This window comes from Pseudomonas sp. Irchel 3F6, from assembly GCF_900187595.1.
GTDB classification, from domain to species: Bacteria; Pseudomonadota; Gammaproteobacteria; order Pseudomonadales; family Pseudomonadaceae; genus Aquipseudomonas; species Aquipseudomonas siliginis.
This window is the reverse complement of record NZ_FYDP01000007.1, coordinates 22,245-40,470: the sequence shown is the minus strand read 5'-3', so window position 1 is coordinate 40,470 and position 18,226 is coordinate 22,245. Positions and strand designations below refer to the sequence as shown.

The following is an 18,226-nucleotide window of genomic DNA, read 5'->3' as shown; positions in this document are numbered from 1 at the left end:
ATGCGAACGGTCACACGGATGTGACCATTACAGGCCCCGGCACTTGTGTCGGGGCCTGTTCTATTTTGGGCAATACCAATGTGGGAGCGAGCCTGCTCGCGAATGCGTAGTGTCAGCCGACAAGTTCGTCAGTAGACAGACCGTATTCGCGAGCAGGCTCGCTCCCACAGGGTGAATTTCGTTCGGCTTAGTTACCGCGTTTGCTGTTGATCTGCCGCAAGCGATTACCTTCGAAGCGCAGGTACTGGTACATGCCGTTGTTTGGTCCGTAGGTCCATTCCTCGACCTGAAACTCTTCGCGCCGATTGGCACTGCGCTTGTAGCCGAGCACATCGCGACTGACCGGCTCACCACATTTTTGCAGCACTTCGCTGGCGCGGTCGCCGAGGCTGATCAATTGGCTGCCGCAGCGCAATGTATCCGAAGCCGACGCATGGCAGGCGGCGCAGGTCAGAGCGAGCGCCATCAACCAGTTACGCACGGTCATTCGGCATCCAGGTGCATTTGCGTGACCACGCGGCCATCGCTTTCGGCCTCGCCGAGGTTGGCGTCGATGAAATACACGCGGTCATCCTCGAGCTTGCCCTTGTCGACCAGGTAATCCTTGATGGTGCTGGCGCGATCCTGGCCCAACTGGCGCAACAGCACCTCGCTGCCACTCCAGAACGCGATCACGCCCTGGCGCATTTTCGCCGTGCGTTCTTCCTTGCCCAGGTCTTTCCATTCAGCCGGTGGCTGGGTTTTCAAGCGGGTGCGGTAGATGCCTTCGAGCAACGCGCCTTTCTCGCTTTCGGGCACTTGCAACAGCGAGGCCTGGGCCGGGACTTTGTCGCCACGGCGCTGGAGCATCTTGTAGTAGTTGTACTGATATTCGCGTTCCAGACGTTGTTCGGCGAGCAGTGGCCCATCGCTGCTCTTCGCGGCAGTGCCTTCGATTTCCAGGCGCAGCGCCGGACGTTCCTTGAGTGCCTGCGACAGTTTCACCAGCGCCGTTTCGGCGTCTTTGCTCAGATCGCTGGAGCCCGGCGCGAAGGACACCGTGCCGAGGTCTTCGGAGCCGCCGCCACTGACCAGTCCGCCGATCATCTTGAACGGTGCGGCGGCGGCTTTGACGATGAGGTTACGCAGGGTCTGCCAGACGATCGGCATCACGCTGAACTGTGGATTATTCAGGTCGCCGGTCACTGGCAATTCGATGGAGATCTTGCCGTCGACGTCCTTGAGCAGGGCGATCGCCAGTTTCAGCGGCAGACTCACCGCATCAGGGCTGTCGACCTTCTCGCCCAGTTGCAATTGCTCGACCACGACTTTGTTGTCGGCTTTCAATTGGCCCTTGGTAATCAGGTAGTGCAGATCAAGGTTGAGCCGGCCCTTGCGGATGCGGTAGCCGGCGAACTTGCCGGAGTAGGGCGTCAGGGTCGTCAGTTCGACGCGCTTGAAGCTGGTGGCGATGTCGAGGCTGGCCATCGGGTCGAACGGATTGACCGCCCCCTTGATGGTCACCGGCGCATAGCGGTCGACCTTGCCTTTGATATCGACGCTGGCCGGTTTTGCCTGACGGCTGTCGATGGTGCCGATCTGACCGTTGAGCTGCTGCACGGCGGTGGCGAAATTCGGCGTCAGGCTGAAGTCGGCGAAGTTGGCCGAGCCGTCGTTGATCGCAATCGCGCCGATGTGAATGCCCAGTGGTTTGTCCTTGCCGGCCGGTTTGGCTGCGGTGCTTTTTGCACCGCTGTCGGCCGGTTGCGGGATCAGCAGGTCGTCGACGTTGGTGGTGCGATCGTCGTTGATCATGAAGCGCACATAGGGCTGCAACAGGTTGACCTTGTCGATCGACAGGCTGTCGCCGTGCTGATAGTTGATGCCGTCGACCACTACTTGCTGCCATTTGAGAAAATCGCGGGTCTTGAGCGTATCGAGGGTGTGCAGTTGATCAATCTGCGCGCGGCCGGTGACGCTGAGGGCCAGTGGTTCGGTGCTTTTCAGGTTGACCTTGAGGTCACTGCCGAGCATGCCGCTGCGCAGTTCCAGACGAATGAACGGGTTGATATAGGACTGCGCGACACGCAAGTCGACGTCCTGGGTTTTCACGTTGAGCTGCGCGTTGACCGGGGCCAGATTGACCGTGCCGTCGGCGCTGATCTTGCCTTGCTTGCCCAGGCCGCTGTCGAGCTTGAGCTTGAAAGGCGAGCCGTTGAGGCTGTCGAAATCCTGCAGATCGACGTTCAGCGGGGTGATGTCCAGCGCCACCGCCGGTTGCGCCGAGCGGTCAGCGAGATGGACCGTGTAGTTGCGCAGTTGCACATCCTTGACCAGCACCTGCCATGGCTTGCTCGGGGCGCTTGGCTCAGGTTTCGGCGAGTCGGCGGCGGCCGGTGTATCCGCCGGTTCGGCAGCGGCTTTGGCAGCCGGTTTCGACGGCTGGCTGGCGAACAGCTTCTGCCAGTCCAGTTGGCCGTCAGCTTCCAGCGCCGCCCAGGTTTCCAGTTTGTTGCTGCGGATCTTGCCGACCACCACTTGCTGCTTGGCCAGGTCCAGCGAGGTTTCGCTGACGTCGAGGCGTTCGAGCCTGGCCAGCGGACGTCCGTCCGGAGCCTTGATGGCGAACGGCGCAATGCTCACCGCGACGTTGTTCAGCAGCAGTTCGGTTTGTTTCGACAGGTTGAGTTTGTACTCAGTGCTGAGGCTGACCACGCCGTTTTCCAGCACCAGCGGCACGGCGTCACGCACGTAAGGCCAGAAGGATTTCATCTGGCCATCGGTGACTTTCAGGGTGCCTTCGGAGGTGAACGGGATCAGGCTGAAATTGCCGGTCCAGTCGATCCTCCCGCCAGCGGGGCCGATGGCGACGAGGGTCATGTCGGCGCTGTCCTCGGGCAAAGTGCTGAGGTTTTTCAGCTCGAAACTGAGGTCGTCGTAAAGAAATTCGATCGGCTCGCTGGGCCGCATATCCTCGAAATGCACCACACCGCCGGCCAGTTTGATGTTGTCGATACGCAGCGGGAATGGCTTGGCGTCGGGATCGGCGGGTGTCGGCTCGCTCGGCGGCACGTTGAACAGGCCCAGCAGGTTGAGCTTGCCGTCCTTGGCGAAGAGGATTTCGCTTTTGGGTTTGTCCAGTTCGATGTCGGACAGATGCAGCGCTTTGGTCCAGAGGCTGTCGATTTGCAGGTTGGCATAGAGGCGATCGAAGCCGACCTGCTCCTTGCCCGGCTCGCCGATGACCAGGCCCCAGAGGGTGACCTCAAGGCTGAAGGGGTTGAGTTCGATGCGCTGCAGATGCGCCGGCACCGTCGCGTAGTTCGCCAGTTGCTGGTTGGCCACGCGCAAGGCAATGCCCGGCAGGATCAGAAACCCCAGCAGGCTGTAGAGGGCCAGGGCTGTCAGCAGTGCGCCAATCGCGCGAATCAATCCTTTGGGCATGTGCGGCTTCATCTGTCTGAATCGGAGTGCCTTGGAGTATGGCACGCGATTCTGGTTCCGAAGTGCTTGATGTGGGACAGGATTGTTCAGAAATTTCTGTAGGAACAGATACCCATTGTAGGAGTGAGCCTGCTCGCGAATGCGCTGGTTCAGTGAAAAACAAGTCGACTGACACTGCGCTTTCGCGAGCAGGCTCGCTCCCACAGGGGAATGTAATCGCTCATGCTTGAGGGATTAGAGCTGCAAAATCAGTGTCTTCAACGGTGGCTGCTGGTCCCGCGAGGGGAAGTCCGCACCCGGGGTCATCACGCTCCATTCGCGCACCGGGCGGCCGGCCTTTTCGGCGCAGCGCAGCACTTGTTCGCGCCAGTCGTCCATGCTGACTTTCGCCAGGTTGTTGCAGCAGATCAGTACGCCGTTGTCAGCGGTGGTCAGCAGCGCGGGTTTGAGCAGGCTCTGATAATCGCGCAGCAGATCGACGGTGCCGAACGCACTTTTGGCCCACGCCGGCGGGTCGAGCAGGACCAGATCGTATTGGCGCTGTTCGAGGCGCTGATAGCTCGGCAGCTTCTGCCCGCGCCGCACGCTGATCGGCAGGCCAGCGAGCTGGCGGATCGCCGGGAAGTAATCGGACTGAATGAATTGCATCTCCGGCAGTTGCGGGTTGAGCAATCCATTCTCGCGACCGACCGCCAGATTGCCCTCGGCAAAGTCCAGGTTGCACACCTCGCGCGCACCGCCTGCCGCAGCACTGAGACCAACGCCACAGGTGTAAGCGAACAGGTTGAGCACGCTTTTGCCTTGCGCATGATCCTTGACCCAGCCACGGGTGTTGCGCAGGTCGAGGAACAGCAGCGGATCCTGCCCGGCATGACGCCCGCGCACGCGGTAGTTCAGGCCCCATTCATGCCCGACCAGATCCGCCAGTGCGGCGTCATCGGCTTTATAGACACTGTCCTCGCGATCGATCCGCGAATTGCCCCGAGAGCGGTCGTTGTAGACCAGCAGGCTGTCGAAGCCCAGCGTCTGGTTGACCATGGCATGCAGTTGCAGCAGGTCGTCACGTTCGAGCGTCTGGTGAAAACTCTGTACCAGCAATTGCGGGCCGTAGCGGTCGATGGTCAGGCCGCCGGCGCCTTCCTGGCTGCCGTGGAACAGCCGATAGCAATCGGTGCCCTGGCTGTGCAGCACAGCGAGCAGGTCCTGGCGTTGATCGAGGGCGGCGCGCAGCGCCTGATTCAAGGAAGACATGCGGGCGCCTTGCTGAAAAAACGCGAAGCTTAGCAGTCGGGGAGCTACAAGCGGCAAGTTTCTAGCTGCAAGCTAAAAGCGAAAAGCTGCGCGGACCGCTTTAGCTTGCAGCTTGTAGCTAGAAACTTGCAGCTCTCAAGTATTGAGCCGTTTATCAACGAGGTCCTGCACCACACTTGGATCAGCCAGAGTCGAAGTATCGCCCAGACTGTCGAGCTCATTGCAGGCAATCTTGCGCAAAATCCGCCGCATGATCTTGCCCGAACGGGTCTTGGGCAATGCCGGCGCCCACTGGATCAGGTCCGGTTTGGCGAAGCTGCCGATTTCCTTGCTGACATGCGCCAGCAGGTCTTTCTTCAGCTCTTCGTTGGCCTCGGTGCCGTTCATTGGCGTCACGAATGCGTAGATGCCCTGGCCTTTGACGTCGTGGGGATAACCGACCACGGCGGCTTCGGCGATGCTGTCGTGCAGCACCAGGGCGCTTTCCACTTCGGCGGTGCCGATGCGGTGGCCGGAAACGTTGATCACGTCGTCGATGCGTCCGGTGATCCAGTAATCGCCGTCCTCGTCACGGCGGGCGCCGTCGCCGGTGAAGTAATAGCCGGGATAGGGCTTGAAGTAGGTGTCGATCATCCGCAGCGGATCGCCGTAGACGCTGCGAATCTGCGCCGGCCAGCTGGATTTGATCGCCAGCACGCCGCTGCCGGCGCCTTTGATTTCCTTGCCGGCTTCGTCAAGCAATACCGGTTGCACGCCGAACATCGGTTGCGTCGCGCACCCCGGTTTGATCCGTTGCGCGCTGACCAGCGGGCTGAGCATGATGCCGCCGGTTTCGGTCTGCCACCAGGTGTCGACGATCGGGCAGCGCTGTTCACCGACGGCATTGAAATACCATTCCCACGCTTCCGGGTTGATCGGCTCACCGACGCTGCCGAGCAATCTGAGGCTGGCGCGCGAAGTTTCCTTCAATGGTCCGGCGCCTTCGCGCATCAGCGCGCGCAGGGCGGTGGGTGCTGTGTAGAAAATGTTGACCTTGTGCTTGTCGATGACCTGCCAGAAGCGCGAACTGCTCGGGTAGCTCGGCACGCCTTCGAACATCAGTGTGGTAGCACCGTTGGCCAGCGGCCCGTAGACGATGTAACTGTGGCCGGTGACCCAGCCGACGTCGGCGGTGCACCAGAACACTTCGCCGTCGCGGTAGTCGAGCACATATTTGAAGGTCATCGCCGCTTGCAGCAGATAGCCGCCGGTAGTGTGCAGCACGCCTTTGGGTTTGCCGGTGCTGCCGGAGGTGTAGAGGATGAACAGCGGATCTTCGGCGTCCATCGGTTCCGGCGGGCAGTCATCGCTGACCTCGCGCACGGCCTGGTGATACCAAAGGTCACGGCCTTCGACCCAATCGACTTGGCCCTGAGTGCGCTCGACGACCACCACGGTGCTGACGTTCGGGCAGCTTTGCAGGGCTTTGTCGACGTTGTTTTTCAGTGGCACGAAGCGGCCGCCACGTACGCCCTCATCGGCGGTGATCACGGTACGGCAGTCGGCGTCGAGAATTCGATCACGCAGGGAATCCGGGGAAAATCCGCCGAACACCACCGAATGAATCGCGCCGATTCGCGCGCAGGCGAGCATGGCGTAGGCGGCTTCGGGGATCATCGGCATGTAGATGCACACCCTGTCGCCTTTCTTCACGCCACGGCTTTTCAGCACGTTGGCCAAACGGCAGACGTGGTGATGGAGTTTGTTGTAAGTGATCTGCGCCGATTCGGCAGGATCGTCGCCTTCCCAGAGCAGGGCGGTCTGTTCGCCGCGTTGCTTGAGGTGACGGTCGATGCAGTTGTAGCTGACGTTGAGCTTGCCGCCGGCAAACCAGGCCGCTTCACCGGTCTTCAGGTCATAGCGCTGAACGGTCTGCCACGGCGTGCTCCAATCGAGGAAGCGCGTGGCCTGCTCGGCCCAGAAGGCGCTGGGGTGTTCAATCGATTCGCGGTACAGGCGCCGATACTCGTCCTGGCTCAACTGAGCGGCCTGGCGCACGGCATCGGCTTTGGGGAACGTGCTGATATCGAACATGACGGTTCCTTATTCTTGTGGTGCGACACGAATAAAGATGCGCCGAGCGCTGCACAGGTTCAAGTCATGCGCCAAAACAACTGCGGGAGCGAGCCTGCTCGCGAAGGCGGAATGTCAGTCAACGAAGGTGTTGAATGAAGAACCGCTTTCGCGAGAAGGCTCGCTCCCACAGGGGAACAGCGTTGTGCCCGAAGGCTTTTATCAGCCGCGATGGCGCCCGCGGAAGTAGTTGATCAGGCCTTGAGTCGAGGCATCGTCAGCCACGGTCTCGTCGCTGCCGACCAGGCGGTTGTAGACGCCTTTGCCCAATTCCTTGCCCAGTTCCACACCCCACTGGTCGAAGGCGTTGATGCCCCAGACCACGCTTTGCACGAACACTTTGTGCTCATACATCGCCACCAGGGCGCCAAGGCGACGCGGGCTGATGCGTTCCACCACCAAGGTGTTGCTCGGGCGATTGCCCGGGATCACCTTGTGCGGCGCCAGTTTGCGCACGTCGTCTTCGCCCATGCCTTTGTCGCGCAGTTCGGCTTCGGCTTCCGGCAGGGTCTTGCCGAGCATCAGCGCCTGGCTCTGCGACAGGCAGTTGGCGTACAGCCACTGGTGATGGTCGGAAACCGGGTTGAAGCTGACGATCGGCACGATGAAGTCGGCCGGGATCAGTTGGGTGCCCTGGTGCAGCAACTGGTGATAAGCGTGCTGACCGTTGCAGCCGACGCCGCCCCAGATCACCGGGCCGGTATCGGTCGACACCGAGGTGCCGTCCTGACGCACGCTCTTGCCGTTGGACTCCATGTCCAGCTGTTGCAAGTGCTTGGTGATGTTGCGCAGGTAGTGGTCGTACGGCAGGATCGCGTGGCTTTGCGCACCCCAGAAGTTGCCGTACCAGACGCCGAGCAGGGCCAGCAGCACCGGCATGTTCTGTTCGAACGGCGCGGTCTGGAAATGCTGGTCCATGGTGTAGGCACCGGACAGCAGTTCCTTGAAGTTGGACATGCCGATGGCCAGTGCGATCGGCAAACCGATGGCCGACCACAGCGAGTAACGCCCGCCGACCCAGTCCCACATCGGAAAGATGTTTTCTTCGCGAATCCCGAAAGCCACAGCGGCGGCGTTGTTGCTCGACACAGCGATGAAGTGGCGATACAGCTCGGCTTCGGAACCGCCCTGCGCCAGGTACCAGGCGCGTGCGGCCTGCGCGTTCTTCAGGGTTTCGAGGGTGTTGAACGACTTCGACGAAACGATGAACAGCGTGGTCTCGGCGCGCAGTTTCTGCGTCAGCTCATGGAATTCGCTGCCGTCGATGTTTGCCAGATAGTGGCAACGTACGCCTTTCTGCGCGTAGGACAGCAGTGCTTCGGACACCAGCTCAGGACCGAGGAACGAACCACCGATACCGATGTTGACCACGTCGGTGATCGGCTTCTCGGTGTAACCGCGCCACAAGCCATCATGAATTCGGCCAACCAGATCGGTGATCTGGTTCAGCACCTTGTGCACTTCCGGCATCACGTTGACGCCGTTGACCGACAATTTGTCGCCGACCGGGCGGCGCAGGGCGGTGTGCAGTGCCGGGCGGCCTTCGGAGGCATTGACGATTTCGCCGTCGAACAGCGCTTTGATCGCGCCCTTCAGATCGACTTCATTGGCCAGGCCCACGAGCAGGTTGCGGGTCTCGGCGTTGATCAAATTCTTCGAATAATCGAGAAACAGACCGCAGCTACTGAGGGTGAACTGATTGAAACGCTGCGGATCGGCGTTGAAGGCTTCGCGCATGCTGAAATCCTGCATGGCTTGGCGGTGGTCTTTCAACGCTTGCCAGGCGGGCAGAGCGGTAACGTCGTGAGGAGTGCGGTAGTACGCCATCGCTGCGGTTTTCCTTTTTACTTGAACGGCCTTTTGAACACGGTACAGATCAACCACGGGTTTTAGCGCATGGGATCAACTGCGTCGACACGAGATCTGGACACAGGGCGAATACAGTAAACCTCGCGCTGCGTTCTGTCTTGACTTTGTCTGACCAGATCCCTGTACTTTTTTAACATCCGCAGAGGAATCTGGCCGACAAACGGAGGTGCCCGGAAGACTTTCGCCCACCGGCATGCACCGGAAATACATGTGGGAGCGAGCCTGCTCACGAAGGCGGCGTGTCAGGCAACTTATAAGTCGCTGATACACCGCTTTCGCGAGCAGGCTCGCTCCCACAGGAAGTTTTGTTACTGCTTAAATCGGGCTATCGAGATTCAGGTGCAGGTTGTCGATCAACCGCGTAGTGCCGAGGAACGCCGCCGCAAGAATCACCAGATCGCGATCCTCCGCCGTCGCCGGACGCAAGGTCAGGCCATGACGGATTTCCAGATAATCCGGACGCAGCCCCGCTGATTCCAGCACCTGCAACTGCGCAGCGATCAGCGCCGGGTAATCACGCTCACCTTGCTTGATCGCTTCCGCAATGCTGCTCAGCACGCGATACACCACCGGCGCCACGGCGCGCTGGTCTTCACTGAGGAAGCCGTTGCGCGACGACAGCGCTAGACCGTCCGCAGCACGTACGGTTGGCTCGCCGATGATCTGGATCGGCATGTTCAGGTCATGCACCAGTGCGCGGATCACCGCCAGTTGCTGGTAATCCTTCTGGCCGAAGATCGCCAGGTCCGGTTGGACCATGTTGAACAGCTTGCTGACTACGGTCGCCACACCTTCGAAGTGCCCCGGACGGCTGGCACCACACAGGCCTTCGGACAATTGCGGCACGCTGACCCTGGTTTGGCCGGCCATGCCGTCCGGGTACATCTCTTCAACCGTCGGCGCGAACAGCAGGTCGCAACCGGCTTCGAGGAGCTTTTCCTGATCGGCGGCGAGGGTGCGCGGGTATTTGTCGAGGTCTTCGCCGGCGCCGAACTGCAGCGGGTTGACGAAAATACTCGCGACGACGAAATCGACTCGCTGCGTAGCCTTGGTGATCAATGCGACGTGGCCGCTGTGCAGGTTGCCCATGGTCGGCACGAAGCCGATGCGCTTGCCTTCACTGCGCGCGCGAGCGACGGCGGCACGCAGTTCGCGTACGGTTTTGACGGTGTTCATGCAGAGAATCCGTGTTCGATGCCGGGAAACGTGGTGGCTTTGACTTCACTGACGTAAGCCTTCAGCGCGGCCTGGATGCTGTCCTGACCTTGCATGAAGTTCTTGACGAATTTGGGTACGCGGCCGGTGATCGACAGGCCGAGCATGTCGTGCAATACCAGCACCTGGCCGTCGGTGGCGTTGCCGGCACCGATACCGATCACCGGAATGCCCACGGCCTGGCTGATTTCTGCTGCCAGTTCGCTCGGCACGCACTCGAGCAACAGCATGGCCGCACCGGCCTGCTCCAGCGCGATCGCATCGGCACGCATCTGCCGCGCCTGGTTCTCATTGCGGCCCTGCACTTTATAGCCACCGAGAATGTTCACTGCTTGCGGCGTCAGGCCCATGTGCGCGCACACCGGCACTCCACGTTCGGCGAGCAGACGGATCGACTCCGCCAGCCACAGCTGACCTTCGACCTTGACCATGTGCGCACCGGCCTGCATCAGCATGGCGCTGTTGTTCATGGTCTGTTCGAGGGTGGCGTTGGCCATGAACGGCAGGTCGGCGAGGATCAGGGCATCGCCATTGCCACGCTTGACGCTGGCGACGTGATAGGCCATTTCCGCCGTGGTCACTGGCAGGGTGCTGTCGTGCCCCTGCAGGACCATGCCCAGGGAGTCGCCGACCAGCAGCACTTCGACACCGGCCTCATTGCAGGCATGGGCGAAGGTCGCGTCATAGCAGGTCAGCATGGTGATTTTTTCACCTTTCTGCTTGAGGCTCTGGAGCGTGGTCAGGGTGATGGCTGGCATGTAAAAAATCCTCGTTCAGGCGCTCTGGAAACTGCTGCGAGTCACGCGCGTGATTCTTCATCTACTCAGGCGCACGGTCTTGTGTCGTGCTTTGAAAGGCCTGGATTGCGCCCGTTCATGCCGGGTTGGCGGCAGCGGGACGCCTATAGTCGTGATGAGCCAACAGGAAGTCAATTGCGTGTGTTACCGCCTTGTTACGCGGGCGGTGTTACCGGCGTTACTGATGCGATTCAGCGGCTTGGCGGGCCTGATTCGAAGGATTTTTGTCTGACAAAAACTGAATGTTGAACGCTGCATTTTGTAGGAGCTGCGGAACGCTGCGATCTTTTGATCTTGATTTGAAAGATCAAAAGATCGCAGCCTCGTTTCACTCGACAGCTCCTACAGGGGATTTGTGTCAGGCGTGGGAGATACGTTCAAGGCCGACAAACGGGCAGGCGGCCAGCAGGTCTGTCAGCGTGCGGCCATCGGCGAGACGCAGATCCTGCGGTGCCAGTTCAGCGAGGGGATAGAGAACGAACGCCCGCTCCTGAATCTGGTAATGCGGGACTTTCAGCCGTGGCTCGTCGATCAGGCGATCGCCGAACAGCAGAATATCCAGATCCAGGGTGCGTGGCCCCCAGCGTTCCAGACGTTCGCGGCCCTGAGCGTTTTCGATCGCCTGCAAGGCGTCGAGCAACTCGATCGGTGCGAGCGAGCTGTCGAGGGCGGCGACTGCGTTGGTGTAGCGCGGCTGGCCCGGCAACAGTGAATCGCTTTGATAAAAGGCTGAAACGCCGGCAAGACTCGTCTGCGGCAATTGCCCCAGCGCCGCGATGGCGCTGCGCAACTGGTCGGCCGGGTCAGCGAGGTTGCTGCCCAGACCAATGTAGATGCGTTCCATCGCTTACTCGCCCGTCGCGCTCGAGGCGCCGGCGCGCTTGCGCTTGGAACCGCCGCTGCGGCGACGTTTGCGTGGCGCGCCGCTGGTATCGTCACCCTTGCCGCTGAGGTCGCGGATCATGTCGCGACGCTCGCTGTCGTTGGCGTCCTGATAATCGGTCCACCATTCGCCGAGGCCATCGGTCTCCTCGCCGGCGCTTTCACGCAGCAGGAGGAAATCGTAGCCGGCGCGGAAGCGCGGGTTGTCCAGCAACAGATCGGCGCGTTTGCCACTGCGCCGTGGCAGGCGTTCCTGCATGTCCCAGATTTCGCGGATCGGCATGGTGAAGCGCTTCGGAATCGCGATGCGCTGGCACTGTTCGGCAATCAGCTCGTGAGCGGCTTCCTGCATCGCCGGAATCGGCGGCATGCCACGTTCCTGCAGACGCAACACGCGGGCCGGCAGTGCCGGCCAGAGCAGGGCGGCAAACAGGAACGCCGGGGTCACCGGTTTGTTCTGCTTGATGCGCAGGTCGGTGTTGGTCAGCGCTTCGCTGATCAAGGTGTGGGTGTATTCCGGATTGTATTCCAGCGCTTCGGCACTGGCCGGGAACAGCGGGGCGAACAGTTGCAGATCGACCAGCATTTCAAAGGTGATCGCGCCGTGCCCGGAGAGGAACAGCTTGAGCACTTCTTCGAACAGCCGCGCCGAAGGAATCTCGCGCAGCATCGGCGCCAGCTCACGGATCGGCTGCACGGTGTGCTTCTCGATGCCGAAGTTGAGCTTGGCGGCAAAACGCACGGCCCGCAGCATGCGCACCGGATCTTCCTGGTAACGCTGCTTCGGGTCGCCGATCAGACGGATCAGGTGATTGCGAATGTCGTGCACGCCATTGGCGTAATCGAGAATGCGCTCGCTGACCGGATCGTAATACAGAGCATTGATGGTGAAGTCGCGGCGTTGCGCGTCTTCTTCCAGGGTGCCGTAGACGTTGTCGCGCAGAATCCGCCCGCTCTCGTTGCGCGAAGACTGGTTGCTGTCTTCCTCGTCTTCGTTGACCGGGTGATTGGCGCGGAAGGTCGCGACTTCAATGATTTCGCGACCGAAATGGATGTGCACCAGTTTGAACCGGCGACCGATGATCCGCGCATTGCGGAATTCGGCACGGACCTGCTCGGGGGTGGCGCTGGTGGCGACGTCGAAATCCTTGGGCGTGATGCCCAACAGCATGTCACGCACGCAACCACCGACCAGATAAGCCTGGTAACCGGCACCTTGCAGGCGTTCGACGATATTCACCGCATAGCGGCTGAACTGCGTTTTCTGCAGCGAATGTTGGCCGCTGTTGAGCACTTCAGGGGTGCTGCGGATGTGTTGCGTACGACGCACGGGAGTTCGGAATGACTGGAACAGCTTCTTCAGCATGGGATGCACTGTTTGAAGGAATGTTCGGCCATACCAAAAGAATGACCGCATGATGGGCGCAGATTCTAGCATTTAGTCGGGGGATGGTGTAGGACGCGGCAGATATGAGCTGCAAGCCCCAAGCTACAAGGGTCCAGCGAGGAAAACGGGGGAATTTCACGGAGGGGAGAAACTACAAGGGGAGCCGAAGCTCCCCAAGAAGTAGTTGCGTGCTCTTTTTATTATTGATTCGGGCTTCTTGTTTTTGTTGAGTGCCCTCGCCACGAAGCGTTTCCTTCGTGACCCTCCCAATCGGGAGCCAAGAGCAAACGGATTGCTTTGGTCGCTGAATTGCAGTGATCTGTCGATCCAACCAGTACAGGCTCTGTCTTAGGACAGTTTTTGTTGTTCTCGGCCTGGTCGTGGGGCAAGCCCCAAATACAACGCCTCTCCAAAAGAATCAGTTAGCTGCGCCTCTCGCCGTCTTGTTTTTATTGTGCGTGAGTCGATTCGTCTTATTTTTATTGTCTTGTGCATTGCTTGTTATTGTTCTTGTACCAAACATATAGCAGGGTGCGTGCCAACTTTTGCCAAGCCCAGTAAAACAAGGGGTTAGGTCGATATAACCGTTTTGCAGGGGCGAAAAAAAGCCGGGGTTTCGTTACCGATAACCCCGGCTTCTGTTACGTGAATCGACTGCGGTAACAGTTTTTTCACATTGTCATGCGTTACCCGCGCACGCGGTGGGTAACGCTCAGCTTTCGCTGGCGACCCCGGTCTTGCGTCGTGGAATGCCCAGACGCTGGCGGCGTTCCCACAGGCATTTGCGGCTGACGCCCAGTTTGCGTGCCAGTTCGGTCTCGGTCATGTGGTCCTGATGCTCGAGGACGAAGTGCTGGAAATAGTCTTCCAGCGACAGATCCTCGGTCGGCTCATGGCTGCTGTTGCTGGCGTTACCGCCGGTTTGCGGCGGCAGACCGATGAACTCGTCGTCTTCCAGATCGCTCAGCTCGATGTCGATGCCCAGCAGGTCGGCCGAAATCTCCGGGCTTTCGCTGAGAATCACCGCGCGCTCGACAGCGTTCTCCAGCTCACGCACGTTACCGGGCCACGAATAGTGCCGGATCGCCTGATCAGCGTCGGCAGCGAATTTCAGGTCGGTGCGATTGATCCGCGCGCTCTGGCGAGCGAGGAAGGCATTGGCGATTTCGTTGACGTCGGCGCCACGCTCGCGCAGCGGCGGCAGCTTCAGGGCAATCACGTGCAGACGGTAATAAAGGTCTTCACGGAACTGGCCGATTTTCGCCAGGCTCTTCAGATCTCGGTGCGTTGCAGCGATCAGGCGCACATCGACTTTCTGCGACTGCACCGAACCTACGCGGCGGATCTCGCCCTCCTGCAGAACCCGCAGCAAGCGAGCCTGGGCTTCGAGGGGCAGTTCGCCGATCTCATCGAGAAACAAGGTGCCGCCGTCCGCCGCTTCGACCAGACCGGCGCGACCGGCGCTGGCGCCGGTGAACGCGCCTTTCTCGTGGCCGAACAGTTCGGACTCGATCAGGCTTTCCGGAATCGCCGCGCAGTTCACCGAAATCATCGGCGCCTTGGCGCGTTTCGACAGATTGTGCAGGGCGCGGGCCACCAGTTCTTTACCGGTGCCGGACTCACCCTGAATCAATACGTTGGAATCGGTTGGCGCGACTTTGCGGATCTTGCTGTACAGGTCCTGCATCGGCGGGCAGGAGCCGATGATGCCGATTTCGCCATTGCTGTTATCCACAGCGGCTTTGCCATTGCCGGCGGCAGGCTTGCTCGCCGTGGCTTCGCCGGCAGCTGGCGCCGACTGACGATCACGCAGGATCCGCGCAACCGCCTGGAGCATTTCATCGTGGTCGAACGGCTTGGCGATGTAATCGACCGCGCCCATTTTCATCGAGTCGACCGCCGAGCGCAGGCTGGCGTAACTGGTCATGATCAGCACCGGTGTGCCCTGGCCGAGCTTGATCAGCTCGGTGCCCGGAGCGCCCGGCAGGCGCAGGTCGCTGACGATCAGATCGAACGTAGGAATGGTGAAGCGTTCTTGTGCTTCCTGCACTGATCCGGCTTCGCTGACCTGGTACTGGTTGCGTTCCAGCAGGCGGCGCAAGGCGGAGCGGATAATGGTTTCGTCTTCGACGATCAAAATGTGCGGCATTGATTCGATACTCTCGACGGTCTCAGTTCACAGCGGACGTCGCTTCGACATGACGCGGTAAGGTCACCCGGATACGGGTGCCGCGTTGGCTTTGTACATCAGCCGGGCTGTCGATGGTGATTTGTCCATAATGCTCTTCAACGATGGAATAGACCAGTGCAAGGCCCAGACCGGTGCCTTCACCCGGATCCTTGGTGGTGAAGAAAGGTTCGAACAATCGGTCCATGATGCTCGACGGAATACCGCTGCCTTCGTCTTCGACGATCAGATCGACCGTGTGTTCGCCGGCTTCGCTCTTGACCCGTACCGCACTGTGCGGCGGCGAGGCGTCGCGGGCGTTGGAGAGCAGATTGATCAGCACCTGGGCGAGCCGTTGCGGGTCGCCTTCGACCCAATGATCGGGATCGCACAGGTTGTAGAACTGCACTTCGAAATTGCGCCGGTTCAGCGCCAGCAGGCCGATGGCATCCTGCGCGACTTCGGCCAGACACACCGGTTCGTCGTTGTGCTGATGACTGCCGGCATGGGCGAAGCTCATCAGCGACTGGACGATGCGCGAGACGCGTTTGGTCTGCTCGAGAATCTGCCAGCTGATTTCCGTCAGCTCGCCGTCGTCTTCGCGCTCTTCGCGCAGGTTCTGCGCCAGGCAGGCGATGCCGGTGATCGGGTTGCCGATTTCGTGGGCCACACCCGCTGCGAGTCGACCGATGCTGGCCAGCCGTTCGGAATGCACCAGTTTATCTTCGAGCATCTGCGTTTCGGTCAAATCCTCGACCAGTAACACCAGGCCACTGTTACCCGGGGCCAACGGCTCGTCGATTGCCGCTTTGTGCAGATTCAGCCAGCGGGTCTGACCATCGAGGGCCAGATGCTGTTTGTGCAAATGCTCGTCGGGCAGGTTGATGAAGCCTTGCAGCAGCTCTTTCCACGGGTTGGCGATGGTACTCAGACGCGAACCGACCACTCGCTGCGCAGCGATGCCGGTCAGCTCTTCCATGGCCTTGTTCCACATCAGGATCTCCTGATCCTTGGCCAGCGAGCAGACGCCCATCGGCAGTTCCTGCAAGGTCTGGCGGTGGTAGCGGCGCAGGGCGTCGAGTTCGGCGGCCAGGCCGGTGAGGCGCGAGTGGTAATCCTCGAGACGGCTTTCAATGAAGTGAATGTCTTCGGTGACGTAGTTTTCGCCGCCAGCCTTGTAGGGCAGGAAGGTTTCCACCATGTCCTGCGCAACGCTCGGACCCATCAGGCCGGACAGGTTGGCCTCGATGCGGTCGCGCAACCGGCGCAAGGCATACGGCCGGCGTTCATCGAAGGGCAGATACAAGTCGCGCAGCGCTTGCTCGACCTCCTTCTGCGCGGCCTTGGCACCCAGCGGCTTGGCCAGTTGCGTGGCGAACTCCTGCGGCGAAGCGGCGTGCAGTTCGCGGCGTTGCGGGCGGCGCACGTTGTCCACGGCGCAGGCTTCGGCGGCGCTGGCTTCTTCCGGGCTGGCGTTGGTGAACAGCGAGATCAGGGTGAACATCAACACGTTGGCGGCCAGCGAGGCGATGGCCGCCATGTGCCAACTGGTGTCGTCGAGCACGTAGATCATGTTCAGCAGCGGGATATAGAAACCCTGCAGATTGCCGACCAGCGGCAGCAGCATGGTCACCACCCAGACCGTGATCCCCGCCAGCAGACCGGCAATGAAACCGCGGCGGTTGGCGGTCGGCCAGTACAGCACCGACAACACCCCGGGCAGAAATTGCAGGGTCGCAACGAACGCGACGATGCCGAGGTTGGCCAGATCCTGTTCGACGCCGAGCATCAGGTAGAAACCGAAACCGGCCATGATGATCGCCACGATCAGCGCCCGACGGGTCCATTTCAGCCAGCGGTAGATGTTGCCTTCGGCCGGCGGCTGATAGAGCGGCAGCACCAGATGGTTCAGCGCCATGCCCGACAAGGCCAGGGTGGTGACGATGATCAGGCCACTGGCGGCGGACAGGCCACCGACGTAGGCGAGCAAGGCCAGCGGTTTGCTGTTGGCCGCAATGCCGATGCCGAGGGTGAAATATTCCGGGTCGGTGGTGGCGCCGAGTTTCAGGCCTGCCCAGAGAATCAGCGGTACGGCAAGACTCATCAGCAGCAGAAACAGCGGCAGGCCCCAACTGGCGCTGACCAGCGAGCGCGGGTTGAGGTTTTCCGTAAAGGTCATGTGATACATGTGCGGCATCACGATCGCCGAGGCGAAGAACACCAGCAACAGTGTGCGCCACGGGCCTTCCTGCAACGGCGTGTGCAGGGCGGCGAGGGCGGTCTGGTTTTGCAGCAGCCACAGTTCGAGCTGTTGCGGGCCGTCGAATACGCCATACAGCGCATACAGGCCAACGCCGCCGAGGGCGATCAGTTTGATGATCGATTCGAAAGCAATCGCGAACACCAGCCCTTCATGTTTCTCGCGCGTGGCGATGTGCCGGGAACCGAAGAAAATCGTGAACAGAATGATCAGCGCACAGAACGCCAGCGCCACGCGGCTCTGCACACGTTCGCCGGTGAGGATGCCGATCGAGTCGGCCACTGCCTGAATCTGCAGGGCAAGCAATGGCAACACGCCAATCAGCATGAAAATCGTGGTCAGCGCGCCGGCCCAAGTGCTGCGAAAGCGGAAGGCAAACAGATCGGCCAGCGACGACAGTTGATAGGTGCGGGTGATCTTCAGGATCGGATAGAGCAGCACCGGCGCCAGCAGGAATGCACCGGACACGCCGAGATAACTGGACAGAAAGCCGTAACCGTATTGATAGGCCAGGCCCACCGTGCCGTAGAACGCCCAGGCACTGGCGTAAACCCCCAGCGACAGGGTGTAGGTCAACGGGTGGCGAATGATCGCGCGCGGGATCATGCCCCGTTCGCTGACCCAGGCAACGCCGAACAGCGCCGCCAGGTACGCGGCGCTGATCAGGATCATCTGGGTCAGGCTAAAGCTCATCGGCATCTTTTTGGCTCTGCAGGATGAAGGTCACGACAATCAGGATCAGCCAGAGCAGATAAGGGCGATACCAGGCGCCCGTCGCGTCGATCCACCAATCCATGATGGCGGGGGAGAACAGGTAGATCCCGACGACCAAAAGCAGGACCAAGCGATAGATGTACATCCCG

12 protein-coding genes are annotated in these 18,226 nt (G+C 60.6%); all 12 read right to left on the bottom strand.

The genetic code is table 11. The features are described from left to right. Positions 1-187: 187 nt before the first annotated feature. The gene (locus CKW30_RS21220) at positions 188-487 is read right to left on the bottom strand and encodes a DUF2845 domain-containing protein (protein WP_095181833.1); all 300 of its coding nucleotides are present in this window, start codon (positions 485-487) and stop codon (positions 188-190) included. After that, positions 484-3,435 carry a DUF748 domain-containing protein gene (locus CKW30_RS21215; protein ID WP_095181832.1) on the bottom strand — a complete coding sequence of 984 codons (2,952 nt, stop codon included), beginning with the start codon at positions 3,433-3,435 and terminating at the stop codon, positions 484-486. Before CKW30_RS21215 ends, CKW30_RS21220 begins: the two co-directional genes overlap by 4 nt. A 222-nt stretch (positions 3,436-3,657) precedes the next feature. Next, the gene (locus CKW30_RS21210; protein ID WP_095181831.1) at positions 3,658-4,674 is read right to left on the bottom strand and encodes a class I SAM-dependent rRNA methyltransferase; all 1,017 of its coding nucleotides are present in this window, start codon (positions 4,672-4,674) and stop codon (positions 3,658-3,660) included. 135 nt (positions 4,675-4,809) lie between these two features. After that, positions 4,810-6,747 carry an acetate--CoA ligase gene (gene acs, locus CKW30_RS21205; RefSeq protein ID WP_095181830.1) on the bottom strand — a complete coding sequence of 646 codons (1,938 nt, stop codon included), beginning with the start codon at positions 6,745-6,747 and terminating at the stop codon, positions 4,810-4,812. Between the two features lie 201 nt (positions 6,748-6,948). After that, positions 6,949-8,613, bottom strand: coding sequence for a glucose-6-phosphate isomerase (pgi, locus tag CKW30_RS21200; protein WP_016773160.1), 1,665 nt, complete (start codon positions 8,611-8,613; stop codon positions 6,949-6,951). Positions 8,614-8,970: 357 nt separating this feature from the next. Then, positions 8,971-9,831, bottom strand: coding sequence for a pantoate--beta-alanine ligase (gene panC, locus CKW30_RS21195; protein ID WP_095181829.1), 861 nt, complete (start codon positions 9,829-9,831; stop codon positions 8,971-8,973). Further along, positions 9,828-10,628: a 3-methyl-2-oxobutanoate hydroxymethyltransferase gene (panB, locus tag CKW30_RS21190; RefSeq protein ID WP_041477826.1), complete on the bottom strand. Its 801-nt coding sequence runs from the start codon at positions 10,626-10,628 to the stop codon at positions 9,828-9,830. The genes panC and panB overlap by 4 nt, the downstream gene beginning before the upstream one ends. A gap of 397 nt (positions 10,629-11,025) precedes the next feature. Then, on the bottom strand, positions 11,026-11,511 hold the full coding sequence (folK, locus tag CKW30_RS21185) for a 2-amino-4-hydroxy-6-hydroxymethyldihydropteridine diphosphokinase (RefSeq protein ID WP_095181828.1): 486 nt from the start codon (positions 11,509-11,511) through the stop codon (positions 11,026-11,028). Positions 11,512-11,514: 3 nt separating this feature from the next. Further along, on the bottom strand, positions 11,515-12,915 hold the full coding sequence (locus CKW30_RS21180) for a polynucleotide adenylyltransferase PcnB (RefSeq protein ID WP_177434229.1): 1,401 nt from the start codon (positions 12,913-12,915) through the stop codon (positions 11,515-11,517). Positions 12,916-13,648: 733 nt separating this feature from the next. After that, positions 13,649-15,085, bottom strand: a complete 1,437-nt coding sequence (locus CKW30_RS21175) for a sigma-54 dependent transcriptional regulator (protein ID WP_095181826.1) — start codon at positions 15,083-15,085, stop codon at positions 13,649-13,651. 22 nt (positions 15,086-15,107) lie between these two features. After that, on the bottom strand, positions 15,108-18,062 hold the full coding sequence (locus CKW30_RS21170; protein WP_177434228.1) for a sensor histidine kinase: 2,955 nt from the start codon (positions 18,060-18,062) through the stop codon (positions 15,108-15,110). Then, positions 18,046-18,222, bottom strand: a complete 177-nt coding sequence (locus CKW30_RS21165) for a hypothetical protein (protein WP_003176118.1) — start codon at positions 18,220-18,222, stop codon at positions 18,046-18,048. The genes CKW30_RS21170 and CKW30_RS21165 overlap by 17 nt, the downstream gene beginning before the upstream one ends. Positions 18,223-18,226: the final 4 nt, after the last annotated feature.